The following is a 20,474-nucleotide window of genomic DNA, read 5'->3' on the forward strand; positions in this document are numbered from 1 at the left end:
CGCCGTCCCGGCCTTTGCCCGTCCTTTGCCGGTGGGCCATTCTTGCAGCCTCTCCCGGCGCGGGCGTCTCACGCGTCCACAGCCCCGGTCATACGATCACAAAGTTGCGGTCAGGCGATCACGGTGGCCCGGAAGACCGTGCCCGTCCCGGACACCATGACCTTCTCCCCCGCCGGCACGAAGACCGACTGACCGGGGCTCAGCTCGTGTTCCCCGGTACGGACGGAACCTGCCGTGCAGAGCAGGATCTGCGGGGTCGGACGGGTGAGGTCGTGGTCGGCGGAGCCCTCGGCCCGGACGTAGCGGGAGAGCCGGAACTCGTCGATGGGGGTGTCGTAGACCTCCTCGCCCGCGGGGGACGCCTCGGGGCGGAGCACCCCGGGGTCGGCGGCCTCGAAGCGGACGATGCGCAGGAGTTCGGGGACGTCGACGTGCTTGGGGGTCAGGCCGCAGCGCAGGACGTTGTCGGAGTTGGCCATGATCTCGACGCCGAGGCCGTTGAGGTAGGCGTGCGGGATGCCGGCGCCGAGGAACAGGGCCTCGCCGGGCTGGAGCCGGACGTGGTTGAGCAGCATCGCGGCAATGACACCCGGGTCGCCCGGGTAGTGGTGGGCGATCTCGGCGTACGGGGCGTGGTCGCCGCCGAGGCGGGCGCAGGCGGCCGTGGCCTCGGTGACCGTGTCGGCCATCTCCTCCCGGTCGGCGGTGAGGACGGCCGTCAGGACCTCGCGCAGGGCCGCCTCCTCGGGGCGGGCGTGCAGGAGGTCGACGTACGGCTTGAGGGAGTCGACGCCGAGCGCGTCGAGCAGCTCGGCCGCGCGCGCGGGCTCGCGGAAGCCGCACAGGCCGTCGAACTCGGTGAGTGCGCAGATCAGTTCGGGCTTGTGGTTGGCGTCCTTGTAGTTGCGGTTGCCCGCGTCCACGGGGATGCCGCGGCGCTCCTCGTTCTCGTAACCCTCCTTCGCCTGCGCGAGGTTCGGGTGCACCTGGAGGGAGAGCGGGGCGCCCGCGGCGAGGATCTTGAGGAGGAAGGGCAGGCGGGGACCGAACTTGGCGACGGTCTCCTCGCCCAGCTCGCGCGACGGGTTCGCGTCGATGACCTCGACGAGCGTGCCCCGTGCGGTGCGGGAGGGGGCTCCCGGGTGGGCGCCCATCCACATCTCCGCCTGCGGTTCCCCGGTCGGCCCGACGCCGAGCAGCCCGGGGATGGCGGTGGTGGAACCCCAGGCGTAGGGGCGGATGGTGTTGTCGAGGCGGTCCATCAGGCTCTTTCTGTACGTCCGGCGATCAGCGGGTCCTGGCGTACGCCGCTCGGGGCGTCCCGGGCAACGTCAGGCCCCCGAGGCGAGCGCCAGGTAAACGGCGGCGAAATCCGTGACGGCGATCAGTTCCGCGAGGGTCTCGATCTCGCCGCCGGGCTCCGGTTCCAGTTCGCTGATCGGCGTGTCGTGGCCGAGGGCCAGCTCACGGGCGGCCGGGGCGGCGCTGAGACCGGCGATCGGCCGGTCGCGAAGGAGCACCACGCGTGCGTGCAGTGCGGGTGCCTCTTCGACGCGGTCGCGGAAGAAGTCGTCGGGGTCGGCGCCGGCGGCCAGTGGGCCGGCGAGCAGCGTGCTGTGCGCGGCGAGGGCCTCGGGGAGTTCGGCGACGACGGCGGGGCGGCCGGAGAGCTCGGCGAGGGCGGCGGCGAAGCGGCGGCCGGCGGGGCCTGCGGAGGTGCCCTCGGTCCAGATCACCGGGAGCGAGTCGACGAGTTCGGTGGCGAGGGTCTTGGCCGGGTTGCTGTAGGTCGCGATGGCGGGACCGCAGCGCTCGGCGATGTGGTCGAGCCGGTCGGCGATCTTTTCGATCACGTCGGGCGGCGCGGCAAGCAGGCCGGTGCGGTCCAGGATCGCGAGGAGGGGGGTGAGCAGGGCCCACAGGACGCCGGGGGCGGACGCGGTGAGGGGGGTGGCCTGGTCGTACGGGGCCGTCGCCAGAGGCACGAACAGGCCGTGGGCGCCCTCCACCGCCTCGCTGAGCGGAGTGTCGGCGGGGGCCACGGCGACGACGGTGCAGCCGCGGCGGTAGGCCTGGTCGGCGAGGAGGGACAGGCCCGGTTCGGTGCCGTCGGGGGTGGCGATCAGGAGCAGGTCGACCGAGCCGGTCCAGCCGGGGAGTTCCCAGCGCAGGGCGCCCGCGGCGGGGGCGACACCGGTGGGGGCGAGACGGATGACGGGACTGCCTGCACCGGCGAGGGTTCCGAGGAGGTCGGCGACCGAGGTGGCGGCGGCGCCGGGGCCCGCGATGAGGACCGCGCGTGGGCGGCCGTCGGGCTTGAGGTCGTTCACCCCGGCCTCGGTGGCGTGCCGGGCGGCTGTGCGGACGCGGGCGCCGGCCTCCGCGGCACCGCGGAGCAGGCCTCGGCGGTCGGCCTCCGAGAGTGCCTCGGGGGTGTCCAGCAGCGATTCGTCGAGCATAGGGCGGCAGCCTCCGATCGCCGGGTCTCCGGGACACCGGGACACCGGGTTGTCGCTTCGCCGGGTCGTCGGTCGTGCGGGGCCGGGACGCCGGTGGTCGCTGTGTCGTTGTCGCTAACGGCTGCGGGGGCGTGGTGCGCCGGTCGCCGGCCGCTGCGGGGGCGCTGTCTCGTCTACGGCGGCCGCGCGCTCAGGCGGGGCGGCGGGCCTCGTCGACAAGGAGTACGGGGATGCCGTCACGGACCGGGTACGCGAGGCCGCAGTCCTGGCCTGTGCAGATCAACTCGGTGTCCTGCTCCTTGAGGGGGGCGTGACAGGCCGGGCAGGCGAGGATCTCCAGGAGACCGGCTTCGAGCGGCATAGGGGTTCCCTTCGGGGGCGGTACGGCTGCTTGTGCGGATGTGCCTGGTCAGGGTACCGCCGGGGAGAGGGGGGCGCCGGGGTTGGGGCGAGGTCGGGGTCGGGGTGCAGGCTGGGGCGGGGGCTGAGTGCGGGCTGAGTGCGGGCGAGGTCGGGGGCAGGGTGCCGTTGGGGTGTCGCCCCCGCCGCCCCTACCCGTCCTCCAGGGGCGCCGCCCCTTCGACCCCGCTCTCAGGGGGCTCTGCCCCCTGGACCCCCGCTCCTCAAACGCCGGAGGGGCTGCATAGTGCGGAGCGCCGGCTCAAGCTCTGATGATCGCCAGTACCTCGTCGCGGACCTTCGCCATCGCCGCCTCGTCCCTCGCCTCCGCGTTCAGGCGCAGGAGGGGTTCCGTGTTGGAGGGGCGGACGTTGAACCACCAGTCGGTGGCGGTGACGGTGAGGCCGTCCAGTTCGTCGAGCTGTACGCCCTCCAGGCCGTCGTAGGCCGCTCTGACGGCCGCCAGGCGGTCGGACTGGTCGGCGACCGTGGAGTTGATCTCGCCGGAGCCGGCGTATCGGTCGTACTGGGCGACGAGGGCGGACAAGGGGGTCTCCTGGCCGCCCAGCGCTGCCAGGACGTGCAGGGCGGCCAGCATGCCCGTGTCGGCGTTCCAGAAGTCCTTGAAGTAGTAGTGCGCGGAGTGCTCGCCGCCGAAGATCGCTCCGGTCCTGGCCATCTCGGCCTTGATGAAGGAGTGGCCCACACGTGTGCGTACCGGTGTGCCGCCCTGCTCCTTCACGACCTCCGGGACCGACCAGGAGGTGATCAGGTTGTGGATGACCGTGCCCTTGCCGCCGTTCTTGGCGAGCTCTCTGGAGGCCACCAGGGCGGTGATGACGGACGGGGAGACCGGGGCACCCCGCTCGTCGACGACGAAACAGCGGTCGGCGTCGCCGTCGAAGGCGATGCCGAGGTCGGCTCCCTCCTCGCGGACCCGCTTCTGGAGGTCGACGATGTTGGCCGGGTCCAGCGGGTTCGCCTCGTGGTTCGGGAACGTGCCGTCCAGCTCGAAGTACATCGGGACGACGTCCAGGGGCAGGCCCTCGAAGACCGTCGGGACGGTGTGGCCGCCCATGCCGTTGCCCGCGTCGACGACCACCTTCAGGGGGCGTACCGACGTCAGGTCGACGAGGGCACGGAGGTAGGCCGCGTAGTCCTTCAGCGTGTCCCGCCGGGTGAGGGTGCCCGCCTCTGCGGCCGCTGCCGGGCCGCCCGTCTCGCTCCACCGCTCGACCAGTTCGCGGATCTCGGTGAGGCCGGTGTCCTGGCCGACCGGGGACGCGCCCGCGCGGCACATCTTGATGCCGTTGTACTGGGCGGGGTTGTGGGAGGCCGTGAACATCGCACCCGGCAGGTCGAGCGCGCCGGAGGCGTAGTACAGCTGGTCGGTCGAGCACAGGCCGATCTCGGTGACGTCCACTCCGCGGGCGGCCGCTCCCCGCGCGAAGGCACGCGACAGGCCCGGGGAGGAGGGCCGCATGTCGTGGCCGGTCACGATCGCGCTCGCGCCGGTCACCTGCACGAAGGCGGCGCCGAAGAGCTCGGCCAGCGTCTCGTCCCACTGGTCCGGGACGACTCCCCGAACGTCGTACGCCTTCACGAGCTGTGACAGATCAGCCACGGCCAACCCTTCTGAAAGTCCTGTCGGTCACCACAAACTACCCGCCCGCACTGACAGCTCGCTGTGCGGGAGCTGAGTGGACGCCCCGCCGTAATGTCAGGTCAGCGCTCCAGTGCACCGCCGGTGCGCGCCGGAGGTGCTTCTGTCCTGTGGCCCGAAGGCAGCCGCACTCCGAAGTCCCACGGCGTCCGGGCTCTGACGTCACAAGGCGTCCGTGGATCAGGGCAGCATCCAACCCAGCTCCGGCGTGCTCCGTTCGATCACGATCAGGCACATCACCAGCAGCAGTCCGAGACTCCAGGGCAGCACCGTGCGCAGCAGGTCACCTTCGCGGCCCCCGAGCCCGACGCTTGCCGAGGACCCCGCCGGACCTGTGGGCTGCGGCGACCAGCTCCGGGGAGAGCCCGGACTCCCGGGCGGCGGTCACCTGGAGTGCCCGAACAGCGCGTTGGCGTCGGAGCCGGACACGGCCACCTCGAACCAGCCCAGGACCGGTGACAGGAAGGCCGGTCCGGCACCCCCCGCCGCCACGAAGTGGCCGATGCCGGCCGCCTACCCGGAGAGGTTCATGACGTACGCGAGCGCCGGCACGGACGTCACGGTTAGGATCGCGAACCGCAACTCGTGCACGGTCGCGGCCCATTCACGAACGGCCACACGCGTGTGCACGCCGAGCAAGAACGCCGTGAGGATCTCCGCTGACAGCATGAGGATGCCGTCGGTGGAGACGATCGGGCAGGTGAAGACTTGCCTCTGGTCGGATCCCCGTCGGGATCCACGACGTTCAGGAGCGTCCAGTCGTAGGCCCAGGTCGCCTCGCCGGCCAGTCCTTGACGGCCGGGATATGCGCGACGGAGAAGATCACAACGATCAGCGCGTACGGGCGTGGGCGCGCAGGACTTCACCGCGCGGGTCGCTCTCGTCGAGGTCCTCAATGCGTGCCCCTGTCCGTACGGACCCGGGTACGGATTCATCGGCCGGTACGCGCACGTGCGGTACGGCGGCGAGGGTGCCCGCGCCCGCCAAGGCCGGGCCGATGTCGGCGAGTTGCGCGGCGACGTGGCGGGAGGCCGCGAACTACGTGACAGCGAGGGCGATTCCGCGGAGCGGTGCGGGCACCCAGGTCTCGTGCAGGCACCCGCTTCCCGTCGACCAGGAAGACCAGCACCGGGGCACCACCAGGGCCGGCAACGGTGTTTGACGGCTCATCACGGAGGCGACGTCGCCCAAAGGCAGCCCGGTGGCCTGGGCGAGTGTCACGCCGGTGTGCCCATGGCGACGCAGGCGAGGGCGCGGTACCGGCGACCAGCGCGGCCGCCAACAGGCCTGTGAGGCCCACCGGATGCGCCTTCATGCGGACGCCACCGAGCAGGACGAGAACGATCACCAGGGCAGGGCAACGACGAGAGGGCGGGCGGCCAGAGCGATTCGGCGACGCGTTCGGGTTCCTGGACGTACACGGGCGCTTCCCCGTTCCGTCATGCGGAAAGCGCTGTCTCACTTCGGCTTACGGAATGGTCGTGTCCGTGCCAAGCACACGCCAGTGGTCGGTCGTGCGTCACCTGCCGGAGCTCGTACAGCGCAAGAAGCGGGCGGAGCAGCTCAGTTGTCCGGTGAACGCAGGATTCGCAGATGGCCGCGGCGCGCGACCTCCATCGGATCGGCCCGCCGGGCCCCGCTCACGTCAGCGGCGCGCTCCTGCGGACGGGCCGCCTCGCGCACGGCGTTGGCAAGCGCTTCCAGATCGTCACTGCTGTGCCGGGCCGGAGCCGAGCTGTCGAGGAGACGGACGACCTCCCAGCCGCGCGGGGCGGTGAGGCGCTCGGAATGCACGGCGCACAGGTCGTAGCAGTGGGGTTCGGCGTAGGTGGCGAGCGGGCCGAGGACCGCGGTCGAGTCGGCGTAGACGTACGTCAGCGTCGCGACGGCGGGGCGGCCGCAAGCGGTGCGCGAACAGCGACGTACAGGGCTCACGACGTTGGACGGTACCGCACTCTTGAGCGGGCCGCGACGACTCGCCCCCAGGTCACTCCACCGTGTCGTGTTGTGAAACGCCCCACACGTCACACCGGCCACACCGCGGTGACCTGCACGGACACCCGCTTTCGAGGGGCCGAACACCCCTGAACGCAATCACCACTTGGTGGAAAACATGTCAATTGCCTTGATAAAGACGGTCTGGGAGAGATACGGAATCGAGCCCAATCTTGGCTGGAATGGTCAACTGCCGACATGACGCATGAGGGGCGCTGTACGTCATTTCGGACAGCGGCCGGGACGCAGCGTGGGTGCCGGGCGCGGAAGTGCGGCGAGGATTACGCTTCACCAGTGATGGACAACGCCGTACCGCCCCGCGCCACCGGCCCCGGGCCCCGCCGCCGTGATCGCCACGGACGAGGCATGCGCGGACCGATCGCCCCGCCGCAGGTGCCGCTCGCCGCGAGTCGCGCCGAGGCCTTCGCGGACCTGGTGCAGGACTCCGTGGAGCGCCTGGAGCGACGCTGGCCGCAGCTCGCCGACATCGACTTCATGGTTCTGGAGGTGCCACGGCTGGACGGGCCCGGGGAGGCCTGGAACGACGAGGCGGTGCCCCTGGGCGGGACGATTCCCGCGCACGAGGACCGTCCCGCGCGCGTGGTCGTCTACCGGAGGCCGGTGGAGATCCGCACCAAGGGACGCGACGAGCGGGCGGCGCTGGTGCACGAGGTGGTCGTGGAACAGGTGGCCGAGCTGCTGGGACTCACCCCTGAGACGGTCGATCCGCGGTACGGCGAGGACTGAGCCGCCCGCGGTTCGGCACCGCTCCTTTCGGAGCACCTACTTCTGCAGCACCGACAGGTCCTCGTCCGCCTCCGGTACGGCCACCATGCCCCGGTCGTCCGGGAGGGTCTGGACGGTGAAGCCGGGAACGCCGTCCTGTGTCGCCGCCAGGGTGCGGGCGCCGTAGACCGGGCCGCCCGAGACGGGCTCCACCGTCAGGGCGTAGGTGCCCTTGAGGCCGGTCGGGACGGGCGCCTCGACGTTCTCTGTGGTGCCCGCCTTGAGGGTGAAGGTCTTCGAGACGGCCTCGCCGCCCTCGCTGCCCGCGGAGGCCGTGACCTTGACCGTGGCCGCCCGGGTGGGGGCGGTCAGGGAGAGGGTGGTGCCCTTGGCGCGGTTGTCGGCGACCGTCGCGCGCGTGCCGACGGGACGCGTGGCCGGGATGAAGGCCGTCTCCTGGTTGTCGCCCTTGCCGCGGACGACCCGCAGGGCGGCGACCACCGGCACGGAGGTGTCGGTCGGGGTCAGGACCAGCGAGCCGGCCTCCCCGCGCGTGACGTCCCCGAGGTCGACGGCGGTCGTCATGCCCCCCTTCACGTGCAGCGTCTCGTTGCCGGCGGGGGTGATCAACCCGGACGGCGACGCGAGCTGCACCTTCAGGTCGGCGTCGGCGTCACTGGGCGTGAAGGCGACCAGGCGTACGGCGGTGGCGTCCTTGGGGATGCCGGGCAGCACGAGGCTGCCGGAGGGGTCCGTGGACGCGGCCAGCCAGTCGCCGCCGAGCTTGTCGTCCAGGGCCTGCACGGCGGCGCCCACGCGCCCGCTGCGGACGTTCACATGGATGGTGAGGTTGTCCTGCTTCTCCTGCGTGAGCGTGGACAGCAGGATCGGGTCGCTGGAGTGCGGCGCGACGGTGATTCCCTCGCCCAGGGTGGAGTCGAGGGCGCCGTCCTTGCCGTAGAGCTCGATGTCGACGACGGCGGCGGAGTCGTCGGGGTTGGTCAGGTGCACGTAGTCGGTGCGGTCGGCAGCCGTGCTCACCCCCGGGAACCAGAACTCCGTGTCGGGGGCGGAGCAGTTGACGCCCTGGAGGCCGCGTCCGGAGCCCGCGGCGACCGACGTGGTCTCCTGGACGGTCCAGCCGGGCGCGAACGTGCCCTCGGCGGTTCCGACGAGGGCGGACGCGCCGCCGCCGGAGGTGTCCCCGGTGGCGGGCTTGCCGGGCTCCACGGGGGCGAGGACCGGCTTGGCGGCCTTCTTCTTGGCCGCCTTCTTGCCGCCGGACTCCTCGGCGGCCGCCTGCAGTTCGGCCTTGCCGCTGCTGCCCGCGTCCTTGGTGACCGGCGTGAACGACGTGTACGACGTCTCCGCGATGTCGGAGGTGCTCGGCGCCGGGCACAGCAGGCTGGTGCGCTCCACGGGCAGCTCGGCGGCCGTCCCCGCGGTGCCCGCGGCCTGCGGCGGGCTGAGCGTGGCGAAGCCGGTGACGGCGGCGAGCGCGGCGAGGCCGGCGAGGAAGGACAGGGTGGCGCGGTTCACTGCTGACTCCCGTCGGGGCGCTCACTGTCGGCGGAGCCCGGGTGCTGCTGCGCCGGGTCGTACGCGGGGTCGTAGCCCTGGTCGTACTGCTGCTCGTACTGGCCGCCGTACGTCTGGTCGTACGACGTCTGCTGGGGCTGCCCGTAGGCGTACGGGTCGTACTGGCCGCCCTGGTACGGGTCGGCCTGGTACTGCTGCTGGTCGTAGCCGCCCGCCGGGTACTGCTCAGGGGTGCCCTGGTACTGGTCGCCCGCGTAGGTGTTGTACTCGGCGTTCGCGTAGTTCGGTGCGTCCCAGTCGCCGTAGGGCTGCTGTTGCGGGACGGCGGCGGGAGCCTCCTCCTCCTGAGGGGGAGGGACGTCCTCGCCCGGCGCGGTCTCCTCGGCCTGGGCGCGCAGGCGTCGGGCGCGGCGGCCCTCGCCTTCCACGGCCTGGGCCGGGATCGCCGGCTCCTCGGGGAGGTCGTCGTCGACGTCGCGGCGGCGGCCGGGCAGGGCCATGACCACGAGGACGACGGCGAGGGAGCCCTGGATCCACAGCCACAGGGTGTGGGTGAAGGGGTCGTCGAAGGTGACGTCCAGCGTGCCGCCGGAGGCGGGGAGTTCGAAGCCCTGGGCCCAGCCGTCGACGGTGGTGCCGGTGAGCGGCCTGCCGTCCAGGGTGGCCGTCCAGCCCTCGTCCACGGTGTCGGCGAGGCGCAGGATCCGGCCGTCGGCGCCGGACGGGATCGTGGTGCGGATGTCGACGGGGCCCGCGGCGACGGGCTGCGCCGTGCCGGAGCCGGACTTCGCGACGATGGTCGCGCGCGCCACCTCCTGGTCGACCCGCCACAGTCCGCTGCCGTCCTGCTGGCTGAGCCGGGTCAGGCCGGGCGTCGCGTCCAGCACGCGGGTGACCGCGCGGGGCGCGCCCTTGTGGACGAGGACGTAGCGCACGGCGAAGCCGCCGAGCTGGTCGGCCTGGTCGGCTCCGGAGCCGGCGACGAGATTGGCGACGACCTTGTCGAGCTTGCTGTTCACGCCGTCGGCCGCCGCGAGTTCGGCGTCGCCGAGGCGGGCGCCGGAGCCGCGCACCAGCATGTAGCCGACGTGCGCGGAGGAGTCGCTGTCGAGGACGAGGGTGCGGGCCTGGTCGCGGGTGCCGCTCTCCTCGGCGACGAACGCGGGCACCTGGACAGGGTCGCGGCGCTCCAGCGGTCCGTCGGCGCCGCCGATCATCCAGCCCGCGGCGACGAGCAGCGGGCCCGCGGCGGACGCGAAGGCGATCAGTGCGGCGACCGGCTGGCGCCAGCCGAAGCTCTGCTCCGCCACGCGCGCGCGTGCCCCGTCGGCGCCGAGCACGGCGGCGGCCAGCAGGGCGAGGCCGTAGACGAGGGTGGCGGGGCCCGCCCAGGTCGAGTCGTTGGACAGGACCGCGAAGACGAGGCCCAGCAGGGCCACCACCCAGGCCGTCCAGATGCCGAACTGCCGCTCGGTGCGCAGCAGGGCGGCGAGCGCGGCCAGCACGACGCCGATGAGCATCAGTCCGTCGACGGTGCCGGGGCCGCCGGGGCTGGCACCGAGCAGGTCGAGGGCGGACGCGCTGGAGGAGCCGTACTCCAGGCCGGCCTGCTCGAAGAAGCCGAACGGGAGCAGGGTCAGCGACCAGGGCGCGAGGACCAGCAGCGGGGTGCCGAACTGGGCCAGGAAGCGCAGGCCGTAGGCGGTGATGTCGGTGCGGCGCACGGCCAGCAGACCGAGGCCGAGGAGCAGCGCGATCGGCCAGATGATCGGCGTGAACGCGGTGGTGACGGTGAGCAGGAGGGCGAACGCCCAGCTGGCCCGCCAACTGCCGCGCCCGCCCGTGGTGTTCAACAGACCGCCGGCTGCGACGCCCGTGCGCGCGAGGAGCGGCAGCAGGACGGCGAGGACGGCGGTGCCGACGCGGCCGCCGGCGAGGGCACCGGTGGCGGCGGGCAGGAAGGCGTAGACGACGGCCGCCCACGCGCGCAGGAGGCGGGACTCGACGAGCGGGCGGGAGGCGAAGTAGGCAGTGACGCCGGCCAGTGGCACCGAGCAGACCAGCAGGACCGTCAGGGCGATCCCGGTCGAGCCGAACAGGACGGAGGACACCGCGGCGATGATCGCCAGGTACGGCGGCGCGGACGAGGTACCACCGGCCCCCACCGCGTGCCACGCGTCCGCATAGCGCGACCACAGGTCGCTCGCGTCGGCCGGGGCGGGCAGCAGGGCGCCGCCCGCGAGCGCGCCGCCGCCCAGGAGGCCGCGGCAGGCGACCAGGGCGACGAGCAGCAGTGCGAGGAAGAGCACCGGTCCGGGCTTGCGGGCGATGCGCTTGAGGCGGGCGAACTGCTCGATCTCCAGGAAGTCCGCGTCGTCGCCGCCGGGCCCGGACTCGATGCCGCCGCCATGGCGTCCGGCCGCGGTGGCCTCGGCTTCGGAGCCGCCGAAGAAGTCGCCGGCGACCTGTTCCACGGTGGCCCGCACGGTCGCGCCGGACGGCGGGAACAGCTGCCTGAGCTCTTCCTTGTCGACGACCGGCTTGCCTCGCTTGCTCCGCCCCGCGATGATCCGCTCGGGCCGCAGCAGGGTGCCGAGCAGGCCCCGGATCTCGTCGACGGCCTGGCCGGGAACCTTGCCCACGAGGTAGGCGAGGGTCCGCACGAGGGTGCCGAGGATCAGCCGCACCAGCACCCAGGGCAGCCCGGCCGTACGGGTGTTGACGAGCAGGGTGTAGACGGCTCCGGCCTTGTCGACCTTGTGCGGGGACGCGGTGGTGCGGCCCGCGCAGTCGACGGCGCGGCGCTCCCGGGAGGCCGCCTCGGCATGGCGTACGACGGCTTCGGGGGCGACGAGGACGCGGTGGCCGGCGGCCTGGGCGCGCCAGCACAGGTCGACGTCGTCACGCATGAGGGGCAGCCGCCGGTCGAAGCCGCCGAGCTGCTCGAAGAGGTCGCGACGGATCAGCATGCCGGCGGTGGACACCGACAGCACGGTCCGGACGTGGTCGTGCTGGCCCTGGTCCTGCTCGCGGCGGTCGATGCCGGTCCAGCGGCGGCCGGAGTTGGCGATGGAGACGCCGACCTCCAGGAGCTGCCGCTTGTCGTACCAGCCGCGGAGCTTGGGGCCGACCACGGCGACGTCGTCCCGGCCGAGCTCCAGTTCGTTCTCCACGACGCGCAGCAGCTGGGCCAGGGCGTCGGGTTCGGGGGCGCAGTCGTCGTGCAGCAGCCACAGCCACTGGACCGGCTCGCCGTGCGGCAGCTCCGGCAGGTCGTAGGCGTCGTCCCGCCACGTGCGCGTGACCGGGTCCCAGCCGCTGGGCCGCTTCAGGTACGGCAGCTCGTCCGGGGTGAGGACGGGGGCGGTGCGGTTCGCCTCCTCGACGGCCTGGCCGAAGCCGGTGCGCCGGGCGAGGTGCAGGACCCGGTCGGCGCCCAGGGTGTCGGTGACCAGCTGGGCGGAGTCGTCCGCGCTGCCGGTGTCGGCGGCCATGGCGAACTGCACGGGGCGCTCCTGGCCGAGCAGCCCGGCGAGCGCGTCGGGCAGCCAGCGGGCGCCGTCGTGGGAGACGAGCACCGCGGTCACCACGTGACGCGGGAACTCAGGAGTGGCAGCGTGGTCGTGGGCTGCCGTGTGGCTGTGCACGGACATCGAGGTACGGGCCCCGGTTCGGTGGACTGCGGTGGGCGCCTGTGCCCGCTGGGGGCGGCGAGGCGTCTCGGACGAGCGCCCACACTATCGGCTGGGCATGACGACGGCCCGCCGCCTGTGGATAACCCAGGTGCGACGGGCCGTTCGGTTGCGTGCGAGAAGTGCTGCGCGGAGTGCCGGGAAGAGTGACCCGTGTCAGACGGCGGCCTTCTTGAGCCGACGGCGTTCGCGTTCGGACAGGCCGCCCCAGATGCCGAAGCGTTCGTCGTTGGCGAGGGCGTATTCGAGGCACTCGGAGCGGACCTCGCAGGAGAGGCAGACCTTCTTGGCCTCGCGGGTGGAGCCGCCCTTCTCCGGGAAGAAGGACTCGGGGTCGGTCTGGGCGCACAGCGCGCGCTCCTGCCAGCCGAGTTCCTCGTCCGCGTCGTCGACCAGCAGTTGCTGCACCGTCTCGGTCATGTGCGCCCCTCGTCTGTCTTTCGCGTCCCCGTGATGTAGCCGTTACCGATGTCGGCTGAACGACACGAGTGAAATTACAAGTGTGCTGCTCCGGGCGAGTCAAGCCGAGATCTGCTATTGGGCCCCTTATTCACTCTGCGGAACCAAGGCCTAGCAGAAAGTGTTCAAATCGGCATAAACCTTGACAAGCAGATGCGGCCCGCGAGGGCTACCGAGCCGCACCAGGCAATTCAGGCCTGTACGGGGAAGGACGCCCACCAGTTCGATCTCGTTCCGTACGCGCATGTGGAAGTCGCGAGGAAAGTCACGGCCCGTGCGCCCGGTTGAGCGCCATGTGTCCCGGTAGACACATGAACAAACCTTTCACCACGGAGATGGACCGGATGAGGTGAAACATGTCCCACATACCGGGTGTCGAGTTGACAGTGCGAGTGTGAGCCGCTGTCCTTGTGGGCATGCTCGCGAACTTGACACTCACCTCGATCCGCTCCGCCGGGTCCCACGGTGCTGTCCTCGTTCGCTGTAGCTGTTGTTGTTGTTCCAGCTGTTGAGTCCAACGCGCTCCGGCTGTTTCTGAGTCCACCGTGACTCGGCTGCTTGTTCCCCGCCCGCACCAGGGCATTCCTGTCTTTCCGTGACCCGGGCGGACGGCACGCGACACCCAGCCATCCCCACACTCTTCCGCTGAGGACCCACCGCACTCCATGAACAGCGACAACGACCTCCAGATCGCCGGCGACCTCCTCGAGGTCCCGCACCTCCTCCAGGCTCCGCGGGAGCACCCGGCCACCGTCGCCGAGTTCGTCGGCCTGGCCCGCTCCATCGCCGACGACCGCTCGCAGTGGGCGCACCTCGTCCGGTACGACGCGACGAGCCGCTGGTACCACCGGCTGCGTACCGGCCCCGGCTACGAGGTGTGGCTGCTGTCCTGGGTGCCGGGACAGGGCAGCGGGCTGCACGACCACGGCCGCTCCTCCGGGATCCTCACGGTCCTGGAGGGCGCGCTGACGGAGCGGACCGAGCGGGGCACGCGCACGCTGGGGGCGGGTGGGCAGCGGGTGTTCGTGCCGGGGTATGTGCACGAGGTGGTCAACGACGCGCTGGAGCCGGCGGTGAGCCTGCACGTCTACTACCCGGGCCTGACCGAGATGCCGATGCTCCCCCAGTCCCACCTTCGCTCGGCCGGGGGAACCCCCATCGCCTGCACCGCCCGCGAGAGCCACGGCGAGGTCGACGCCGTGACCGCATGACGCGTTGTCGTACCCGCCTGCAAGACTTGCTCCCATGCGCATTGTGGTTCTGGCAGGCGGCATCGGCGGTGCCCGGTTCCTGCGCGGTCTGAAGCAGGCCGCGCCGGACGCGGACATCACGGTCATCGGCAACACCGGGGACGACATCCACCTCTTCGGGCTGAAGGTCTGCCCGGACCTCGACACGGTGATGTACACCCTCGGCGGCGGTATCAACGAGGAGCAGGGCTGGGGGCGGGCCGACGAGACCTTCCACCTCAAGGAGGAACTCGCGGCGTACGGCGTCGGGCCCGAGTGGTTCGGGCTCGGGGACCGGGACTTCGCCACGCACATCGTGCGGACGCAGATGATCGGCGCCGGGTACCCGCTGAGCGCGGTGACCCAGGCGCTGTGCGACCGGTGGAAGCCGGGGGTGCGGCTGATCCCGATGAGCGACGACCGTATCGAGACGCATGTCGCCGTCGAGGTCGACGGGGAGCGCAAGGCGGTCCACTTCCAGGAGTACTGGGTGCGGCTGCGGGCCTCGGTGCCGGCCGAGGCGATCGTGCCCGTGGGCGCGGAGCAGGCCAAGCCGGCGCCGGGGGTGCTGGAGGCGATCGCGGAGGCGGACGTCGTGCTGTTCCCGCCGTCCAACCCGGTCGTGTCCGTCGGCACGATCCTCGCCGTGCCCGGTATCCGTGAGGCGATCGCCGAGGCCGGGGTGCCGGTGGTGGGCCTGTCCCCCATTGTCGGAGGCTCACCCGTGCGCGGCATGGCCGACAAGGTCCTCGCGGCGGTCGGTGTCGAGTCGAGTGCCGCGGCGGTCGCCGAGCACTACGGCTCAGGGCTGCTGGACGGCTGGCTCGTCGACACCGTCGACGCGGGCGCGGTCGAGCGGATCGAGTCGGCGGGCATCCGCTGCCGGGCCGTGCCGCTGATGATGAGCGACCTCGACGCGACCACGCGGATGGCCCAGGAGGCGCTGCGGCTGGCGGAGGAGGTGCGGACGTCTTGAGCGGCGGGAGCACCGCAGGGGATCCGGAATCCCGGGAGACGGCGGCGGAGGAGAAGACGGAGTCCTCGGACGGCTACCGCGTGTGGGCCGTGCCCGGCCTCCCGGAAGTCTCGCGGGGAGACGATCTCGCCAAGCTGATCGCCGCCGCCGAACCCGGGCTCCGAGACGGGGACGTCCTGCTGGTCACCTCGAAGATCGTCTCCAAGGCGGAGGGACGGGTCGTCGAGGCGAGCGACCGGGAGGCCGCGATCGACGCCGAGACCGTGCGCGTCGTGGCGCGGCGCGGGGCGCTGCGGATCGTCGAGAACCGGCAGGGGCTGGTGATGGCCGCCGCCGGGGTGGACGCCTCCAACACCCCCGCGGGGACCGTGCTGCTGCTGCCCGAGGACCCGGACGCGTCCGCGCGGGCGATCCGGGACGGGCTGCGGGACGTCCTCGGGGTCCGGGTGGGCGTCGTGGTGACCGACACCTTCGGGCGGCCCTGGCGCGCGGGGCTCACCGATGTCGCGATCGGCGCCGCCGGGGTGCGGGTGCTGGACGATCTGCGGGGCGGCACGGACGCGTACGGCAATCCGCTCGGCGCGACCGTCGTGGCGACCGCCGACGAGCTGGCCGCCGCCGGTGACCTCGTCAAAGGCAAGGCAGCCGGGCTGCCCGTCGCCGTCGTGCGCGGGCTGGCGCACGTGGTGGCCGAGGAGCCCGGGGAGGGAGCGCGGGCCATGGTGCGCGACGCGCGCGACGACATGTTCCGGCTGGGGACCTCGGAGGCCGTCCGGGAGGCGGTCACCCAGCGCCGTACCGTCCGGGCCTTCACCGACGAGCCGGTCGACCCCGGAGCCGTACGACGGGCCGTCGCCGCGGCCGTCACCGCGCCGGCACCGCATCACACGACGCCGTGGCGGTTCGTGCTCCTGGAGTCCGAGGGCGCGCGGACCGGGCTGCTGGACGCCATGCGGGACGCCTGGATCGCCGATCTGCGGCGGGACGGCAAGTCCGAGGAGTCCATCGCCAAGCGGGTCCGGCGGGGTGACGTCCTGCGGAGGGCGCCGTATCTCGTCGTGCCCTGTCTGGTGATGGACGGGTCGCACAGTTACGGCGACCCGCGGCGGGACGGGGCCGAGCGGGAGATGTTCGTCGTCGCCACGGGGGCCGGGGTGCAGAACTTCCTCGTCGCGCTGGCCGGAGAGCGGCTGGGGTCGGCGTGGGTGTCGTCCACGATGTTCTGCCGGGACGTGGTGCGTGAGGCGCTGGGGCTGCCGGAGGACTGGGATCCGATGGGGGCCGTCGCGGTGGGGCATCCGGCGGAGGAACCGCGGCCGCGGCCGGAGCGGGACGCGGGGGGCTTCATCGAGGTGCGGTGACCGGTGTCGGTTTTCGTCGAGGTGCGGTGCCGGGTCTCGGCCTGGGCCTAGTCTCGTAGGGCTTCTCTCGTATCCCACGTATCCCGGGGACTTCACTCGTGGCAGGACGTTTCGATCCGCGGCCCACCCTCCCCCACAGCCTTGAGGGCGTGGGAGGGGCCCCCATGCCTGTGCGCGGCGGGGAGGTCGTCGTGCCCGCCGCGCGCCGGGAGGCGCCGCGGGCGGAGGCAGGGCTGGTGCGGACCTGGGCGCCGGAGTGGCCCGTCGATCTCGGGCTGGTACTCGGGGCGCTCCGGCGGGGGCCCGCGGATCCGACGTTCCGGGCGATGCCCGACGGGTCCGTGTGGCGGGCCAGTCGCACGCCGGCCGGACCCGGGACGCTGCGGGTGCGCGTGTACGGCGGTGAGGTGCGCGGGGAGGCGTGGGGGCCGGGGAACGAGTGGCTGCTCTCGCGGTTGCCGGAGTTGCTGGGGGCCGCCGACGACCCTTCCGCTTTCGTGCCCCGGCACCGGGTCGTGGCGCACACCCGGCATCGGCGGCCCGGGCTGCGGCTGACGCGGACCGGGCTGGTGCTGGAGTCGTTGATCCCTTCCGTGCTGGAGCAGAAGGTCACGACCGACGAGGCGTACCGGGCGTGGCGGTTGCTGGTGCGCAAGTTCGGGGAGCCGGCTCCCGGGCCCGCGGCGGGTGGGCGGTTGTGGGTGATGCCGTCGCCCCGGGCGTGGGCGTTGATCCCGTCGTGGGAGTGGCATCGGGCCGGCGTGGACAACAAGCGGGCCTCGACGATTCTGCGGGCTGTGCGGGTCGCCTCCCGGCTGGAGGAGGCGGTGGGGATGTCTCCTTCGGCCGCGCAGGCGCGGTTGGAGCTGGTGCCGGGGGTCGGGCCGTGGACCTCGGCGGAGGTGGTGCAGCGCAGTCATGGGGCGCCGGATGCGGTGACCGTGGGCGATCTGCATCTTCCGGGCATCGTGGGGTTCGCGCTGGCGGGGGACCGGGATGCGGACGACTCGGTGATGTTGTCCTTGCTGGAGCCTTATGCGGGGCAGCGGCATCGGGCGGCTCGGTTGATTCTGTTGAGTGGGCGTACGCCGCCGAGGCGGGCCCCGCGGATGACTCGGGGGGACATCGGGCGGTTGTGACGGTGCCGGGGGGACAGGGGTTTTTATCGCCCCCGCCGCCCCTACCCGTCCCGTCCTTCAGGGGGCTCTGCCCCCTGGGCCCCCGCTCCTCAAACGCCGGAGGGGCTGAATTTCACTGGTCCGACGAGAAGCGGACCGATCCCGCTGGGATTCTGGCGTCGCACCAGATCCTCATGCCGGCCAGCAGTTCGTTGTCGGCGCCGATGACCGCGCCGTCGCCGATGACGGTGCCGGTGAGGACGGAGCGTTCGCCGACTCGGGCTCTGGTTCCGATCAGGGAGTCGGTGATCACCGCGCCCGGTTCGATCACGGCGCCCGGGAGGATCGTGGAGCCGGAGACCCGCGCGCCTTCCGCGACGTAGGCGCCCTCGCCCACCACCGTGCCGTTCGTCAGCTTCGCGTCGTGGGCGACTCGTGCGGTGGGGAGGATCAGGCGGTCGCCGCAGCGGCCGGGGATCGCGGGGGACGGGGCACGGCCCAGGACCAGGTCGGCCGAGCCGCGGACGAAGGCGGCCGGGGTGCCGAGGTCGAGCCAGTACGTGGAGTCCACCATGCCCTGGAGGTGGGCTCCGGCCGACAGGAGTTCGGGGAAGGTCTCGCGTTCCACCGAGACCGGGCGGCCCTGCGGGATGGTGTCGATGACCGAGCGGCGGAAGACGTACGCCCCCGCGTTGATCTGGTCGGTGACGATCTCCTCGGGGGTCTGGGGTTTTTCCAGGAAGGCCAGGACCCTGCCGTTCTCATCCGTGGGGACCAGGCCGTAGGCCCGGGGGTCGGCGACCTTGGTGAGGTGGAGGGAGACGTCGGCGCCGGTCCGCCGGTGGGTGCGGACCAGCTCCCCGATGTCGAGGCCCGTCAGGATGTCCCCGTTGAAGATCAGCACCGGGTCGTCGGGGGCGGAGTGCAGACGGGCGGCCACGTTGCGGATCGCGCCGCCCGTGCCGAGGGGCTCCTCCTCGGTCACGTACTCCAGGTGCAGGCCCAGGGACGAGCCGTCGCCGAAGTGCGGTTCGAAGACCTCCGCGAGATAGCTCGTCGCGAGGACTATGTGGTCGACGCCCGCCGCTCTCGCTCTGGCCAGCTGGTGGGTGAGGAAGGGGACGCCCGCCGCACGGACCATGGGTTTCGGCGTGTGGACCGTGAGGGGCCGCAGCCTGGTGCCCTTGCCGCCGACCAGGAGGATCGCTTCTGTCACCTGTCGTCTCCGCTTCCTGCCGGGACCGGCCCGAACTGTCTTTCGACCGGCCAGTGTATGCAGTCCGTTGTGCGGCGCCTTCGACGGCTGTGCGGCATACGCGCCTGCCCCCTGACGACGGTGAAACGGGTGGTCCCCCCGAGCTCCCCCGATGCTCAGCGGCCCTGGAGACGGGCCGCCGTCGAGCGGGTGGAGCCGAGCTTGCGGTAGAGCAGCCGGCCGGGGCACTCCGTGGCGAAGCCGTCCCGATGGCCGGAGATCACGTTCAGTCGTACCTTCGTGCCCTTGCGGTACAGGTTGCCACCGCCCGACTTCAGATATGTCCTGCCCTTCGGATTGACGCCGTGGAGTCCGAGCTTCCACGCGGCGAGCCGTGCGATGGCCTTCACCGCGGCGGCGGGCGGCTTGGCCGAGCCGAAACTGCCGAGGACGGCGATCCCCATGCTGTTGGTGTTGAAACCGAGGGTGTGGGCGCCCAGGACCGGCTTCGCCACGCCGCCGGCCCGGCCCTCGTAGATGTTTCCGCACTTGTCGACGAGGAAGTTGTAGCCGATGTCGCGCCAGCCCATGCTCTCGACGTGGTAGCGGTAGATACCGCGAATGAGCGAGGGGACCTGGCTGCAGCGGTACCCGTTGCCGGACGCCGTGTGGTGCACGAAGACCGCCTTGACCTTCTTCGTGTAGACGAACTGCCGCTCACGCAGCGTCTCGTCGGCGCCCCAGCCGCGCCGGGTGACGATGCGCGGGCGCGGTCCGATGTACGGCTTCACCCTCTGCGCTTGCGTCAACTCCCCCGCGCTCAGGGCGAACAGCTCCTGTTCGGTCTGCTTGCGGTCCAGCTCCGGGATCTCGGCGGCGCCGGGCGCGGTCAGGCCGGCGTTGGCGGCGGACGCGTCCAGCGCGGCACGGACCGCGGGCGGTTCGTCGGTGGGGGCGGACCGGTGAGCGGTGCCGCGGTGAGGGGCGCCCGCGGCTGCGGCCTGCCGCTCGTCGGGCGCCGGCGCGCTCTCCCCCGGGTCCACCAGTTCCAGACGCAGGCCCGCCGGGAGGAGAGCGCTCGCCGTCGCCGTACGGGAGCCGCGGGCCGTGTCCTCGGTCCTGCGGCCGGTCTCCGCGCGGACGCGTGCCTCGACCCCGTCCGAGTCGCCCACCCACAGCGGTGCGGTGGCTCCGTGGACGCGGCCGGAGGTGCGCTCGGCCGTGCCGGGGTCGGCGGCGTCGTCGTTGTGGGCCTCCAGCTCCTGCCAGCTCGACCAGGTGTCGGTCCCGGCCGCGCGGGTGCGCACCTGAACTCGGCCGTGCAGGACGGTGTCCGGATCGTCCCAGATCACGCCGACGAGGGAGAAGTGCCGTACGTCCCGGCGGGGCAGGCCCTGTTCGCCGGCCACCGGGGCGAGGGTGCGCTCACGGGAGGCGAGGGGCGCGAGGGGCAACGACTGGATGCCGCCGAGGGCTTCCGCACCCGACGCCGGTCTCACGGTCGCCGGGGACACCGGTCTGGCCGCGACCGCGGGCGAGGCGAGGGGCAGGGCGAGGGCGGCGGCGCAGGTGACGCCGATCGAGGAAGCAAGAAGTCCACGCATGCTCCCGATCTTGGACATAGTCATATAAATCTGTCCATCCGGGAACTGACGGACCGTCG

The 20,474-nt window shown here is 72.3% G+C and carries 15 protein-coding genes and 1 pseudogene; 5 read left to right on the forward strand and 11 right to left on the reverse strand.

The features are described from left to right. Window positions 1-110: 110 nt before the first annotated feature. The 6 genes and pseudogenes from manA to OHT57_RS20625 form a co-directional block, all read right to left on the reverse strand. Entirely contained in the window at window positions 111-1,262 is a 1,152-nt protein-coding gene (manA, locus tag OHT57_RS20600; protein ID WP_328747930.1) for a mannose-6-phosphate isomerase, class I, read from the reverse strand. Between the two features lie 69 nt (window positions 1,263-1,331). After that, a complete protein-coding gene (locus OHT57_RS20605) occupies window positions 1,332-2,459 on the reverse strand; it encodes an SIS domain-containing protein (protein ID WP_328747931.1) in 1,128 nt (375 codons plus the stop codon). A gap of 190 nt (window positions 2,460-2,649) precedes the next feature. Continuing rightward, window positions 2,650-2,820: a Trm112 family protein gene (locus OHT57_RS20610; RefSeq protein ID WP_007382472.1), complete on the reverse strand. Its 171-nt coding sequence runs from the start codon at window positions 2,818-2,820 to the stop codon at window positions 2,650-2,652. A gap of 300 nt (window positions 2,821-3,120) precedes the next feature. Then, the gene (locus tag OHT57_RS20615; protein ID WP_328747932.1) at window positions 3,121-4,488 is read right to left on the reverse strand and encodes a phosphomannomutase/phosphoglucomutase; all 1,368 of its coding nucleotides are present in this window, start codon (window positions 4,486-4,488) and stop codon (window positions 3,121-3,123) included. Between the two features lie 213 nt (window positions 4,489-4,701). Next, window positions 4,702-5,866: pseudogene (locus OHT57_RS20620) on the reverse strand (L-lactate permease); the annotation flags it as partial. 218 nt (window positions 5,867-6,084) lie between these two features. Continuing rightward, a complete protein-coding gene (locus OHT57_RS20625) occupies window positions 6,085-6,507 on the reverse strand; it encodes a DUF3499 domain-containing protein (RefSeq protein WP_328753261.1) in 423 nt (140 codons plus the stop codon). Between the two features lie 306 nt (window positions 6,508-6,813). On the opposite strand from OHT57_RS20625, the gene OHT57_RS20630 reads away from it, so the two are divergent. Continuing rightward, window positions 6,814-7,263 (forward strand): metallopeptidase family protein, encoded by a 450-nt coding sequence (locus OHT57_RS20630; protein WP_328753262.1) that lies wholly within the window; start codon window positions 6,814-6,816, stop codon window positions 7,261-7,263. Window positions 7,264-7,299: 36 nt separating this feature from the next. Here OHT57_RS20630 and OHT57_RS20635 read toward each other — a convergent pair whose 3' ends face one another. The 3 genes from OHT57_RS20635 to OHT57_RS20645 all read right to left on the reverse strand — a co-directional run bounded on the left by OHT57_RS20635 (window position 7,300) and on the right by OHT57_RS20645 (window position 12,893). Continuing rightward, on the reverse strand, window positions 7,300-8,781 hold the full coding sequence (locus OHT57_RS20635) for a DUF5719 family protein (protein ID WP_328747933.1): 1,482 nt from the start codon (window positions 8,779-8,781) through the stop codon (window positions 7,300-7,302). Then, window positions 8,778-12,434, reverse strand: coding sequence for a glycosyltransferase family 2 protein (locus OHT57_RS20640; protein ID WP_328747934.1), 3,657 nt, complete (start codon window positions 12,432-12,434; stop codon window positions 8,778-8,780). Before OHT57_RS20640 ends, OHT57_RS20635 begins: the two co-directional genes overlap by 4 nt. Window positions 12,435-12,629: 195 nt before the next feature. Further along, a complete protein-coding gene (locus OHT57_RS20645) occupies window positions 12,630-12,893 on the reverse strand; it encodes a WhiB family transcriptional regulator (protein ID WP_020137941.1) in 264 nt (87 codons plus the stop codon). Window positions 12,894-13,597: 704 nt separating this feature from the next. On the opposite strand from OHT57_RS20645, the gene OHT57_RS20650 reads away from it, so the two are divergent. The 4 genes from OHT57_RS20650 to OHT57_RS20665 all read left to right on the forward strand — a co-directional run bounded on the left by OHT57_RS20650 (window position 13,598) and on the right by OHT57_RS20665 (window position 17,637). After that, a complete protein-coding gene (locus OHT57_RS20650; protein ID WP_328747935.1) occupies window positions 13,598-14,143 on the forward strand; it encodes a cysteine dioxygenase in 546 nt (181 codons plus the stop codon). Between the two features lie 34 nt (window positions 14,144-14,177). Further along, the gene (gene cofD / locus OHT57_RS20655; RefSeq protein ID WP_328747936.1) at window positions 14,178-15,137 is read left to right on the forward strand and encodes a 2-phospho-L-lactate transferase; all 960 of its coding nucleotides are present in this window, start codon (window positions 14,178-14,180) and stop codon (window positions 15,135-15,137) included. After that, window positions 15,134-16,498 (forward strand): coenzyme F420-0:L-glutamate ligase, encoded by a 1,365-nt coding sequence (locus tag OHT57_RS20660; protein ID WP_328747937.1) that lies wholly within the window; start codon window positions 15,134-15,136, stop codon window positions 16,496-16,498. The genes cofD and OHT57_RS20660 overlap by 4 nt, the downstream gene beginning before the upstream one ends. A gap of 98 nt (window positions 16,499-16,596) precedes the next feature. Beyond that, on the forward strand, window positions 16,597-17,637 hold the full coding sequence (locus OHT57_RS20665) for a DNA-3-methyladenine glycosylase family protein (RefSeq protein ID WP_443053467.1): 1,041 nt from the start codon (window positions 16,597-16,599) through the stop codon (window positions 17,635-17,637). Between the two features lie 112 nt (window positions 17,638-17,749). On the opposite strand, the gene OHT57_RS20670 is transcribed toward OHT57_RS20665, so the two are convergent. Both OHT57_RS20670 and OHT57_RS20675 read right to left on the reverse strand, forming a co-directional pair. Further along, complete coding sequence (locus OHT57_RS20670) at window positions 17,750-18,832, reverse strand: NDP-sugar synthase (RefSeq protein WP_328747939.1); 1,083 nt, start codon at window positions 18,830-18,832, stop codon at window positions 17,750-17,752. Window positions 18,833-18,987: 155 nt separating this feature from the next. Beyond that, window positions 18,988-20,415 (reverse strand): peptidoglycan recognition protein, encoded by a 1,428-nt coding sequence (locus OHT57_RS20675; protein WP_328747940.1) that lies wholly within the window; start codon window positions 20,413-20,415, stop codon window positions 18,988-18,990. Between the last annotated feature and the right edge of the window lie 59 nt (window positions 20,416-20,474).

The sequence above is a fragment of the Streptomyces sp. NBC_00285 genome, from assembly GCF_036174265.1.
In the GTDB taxonomy this organism is placed as follows: domain Bacteria; phylum Actinomycetota; class Actinomycetes; order Streptomycetales; family Streptomycetaceae; genus Streptomyces.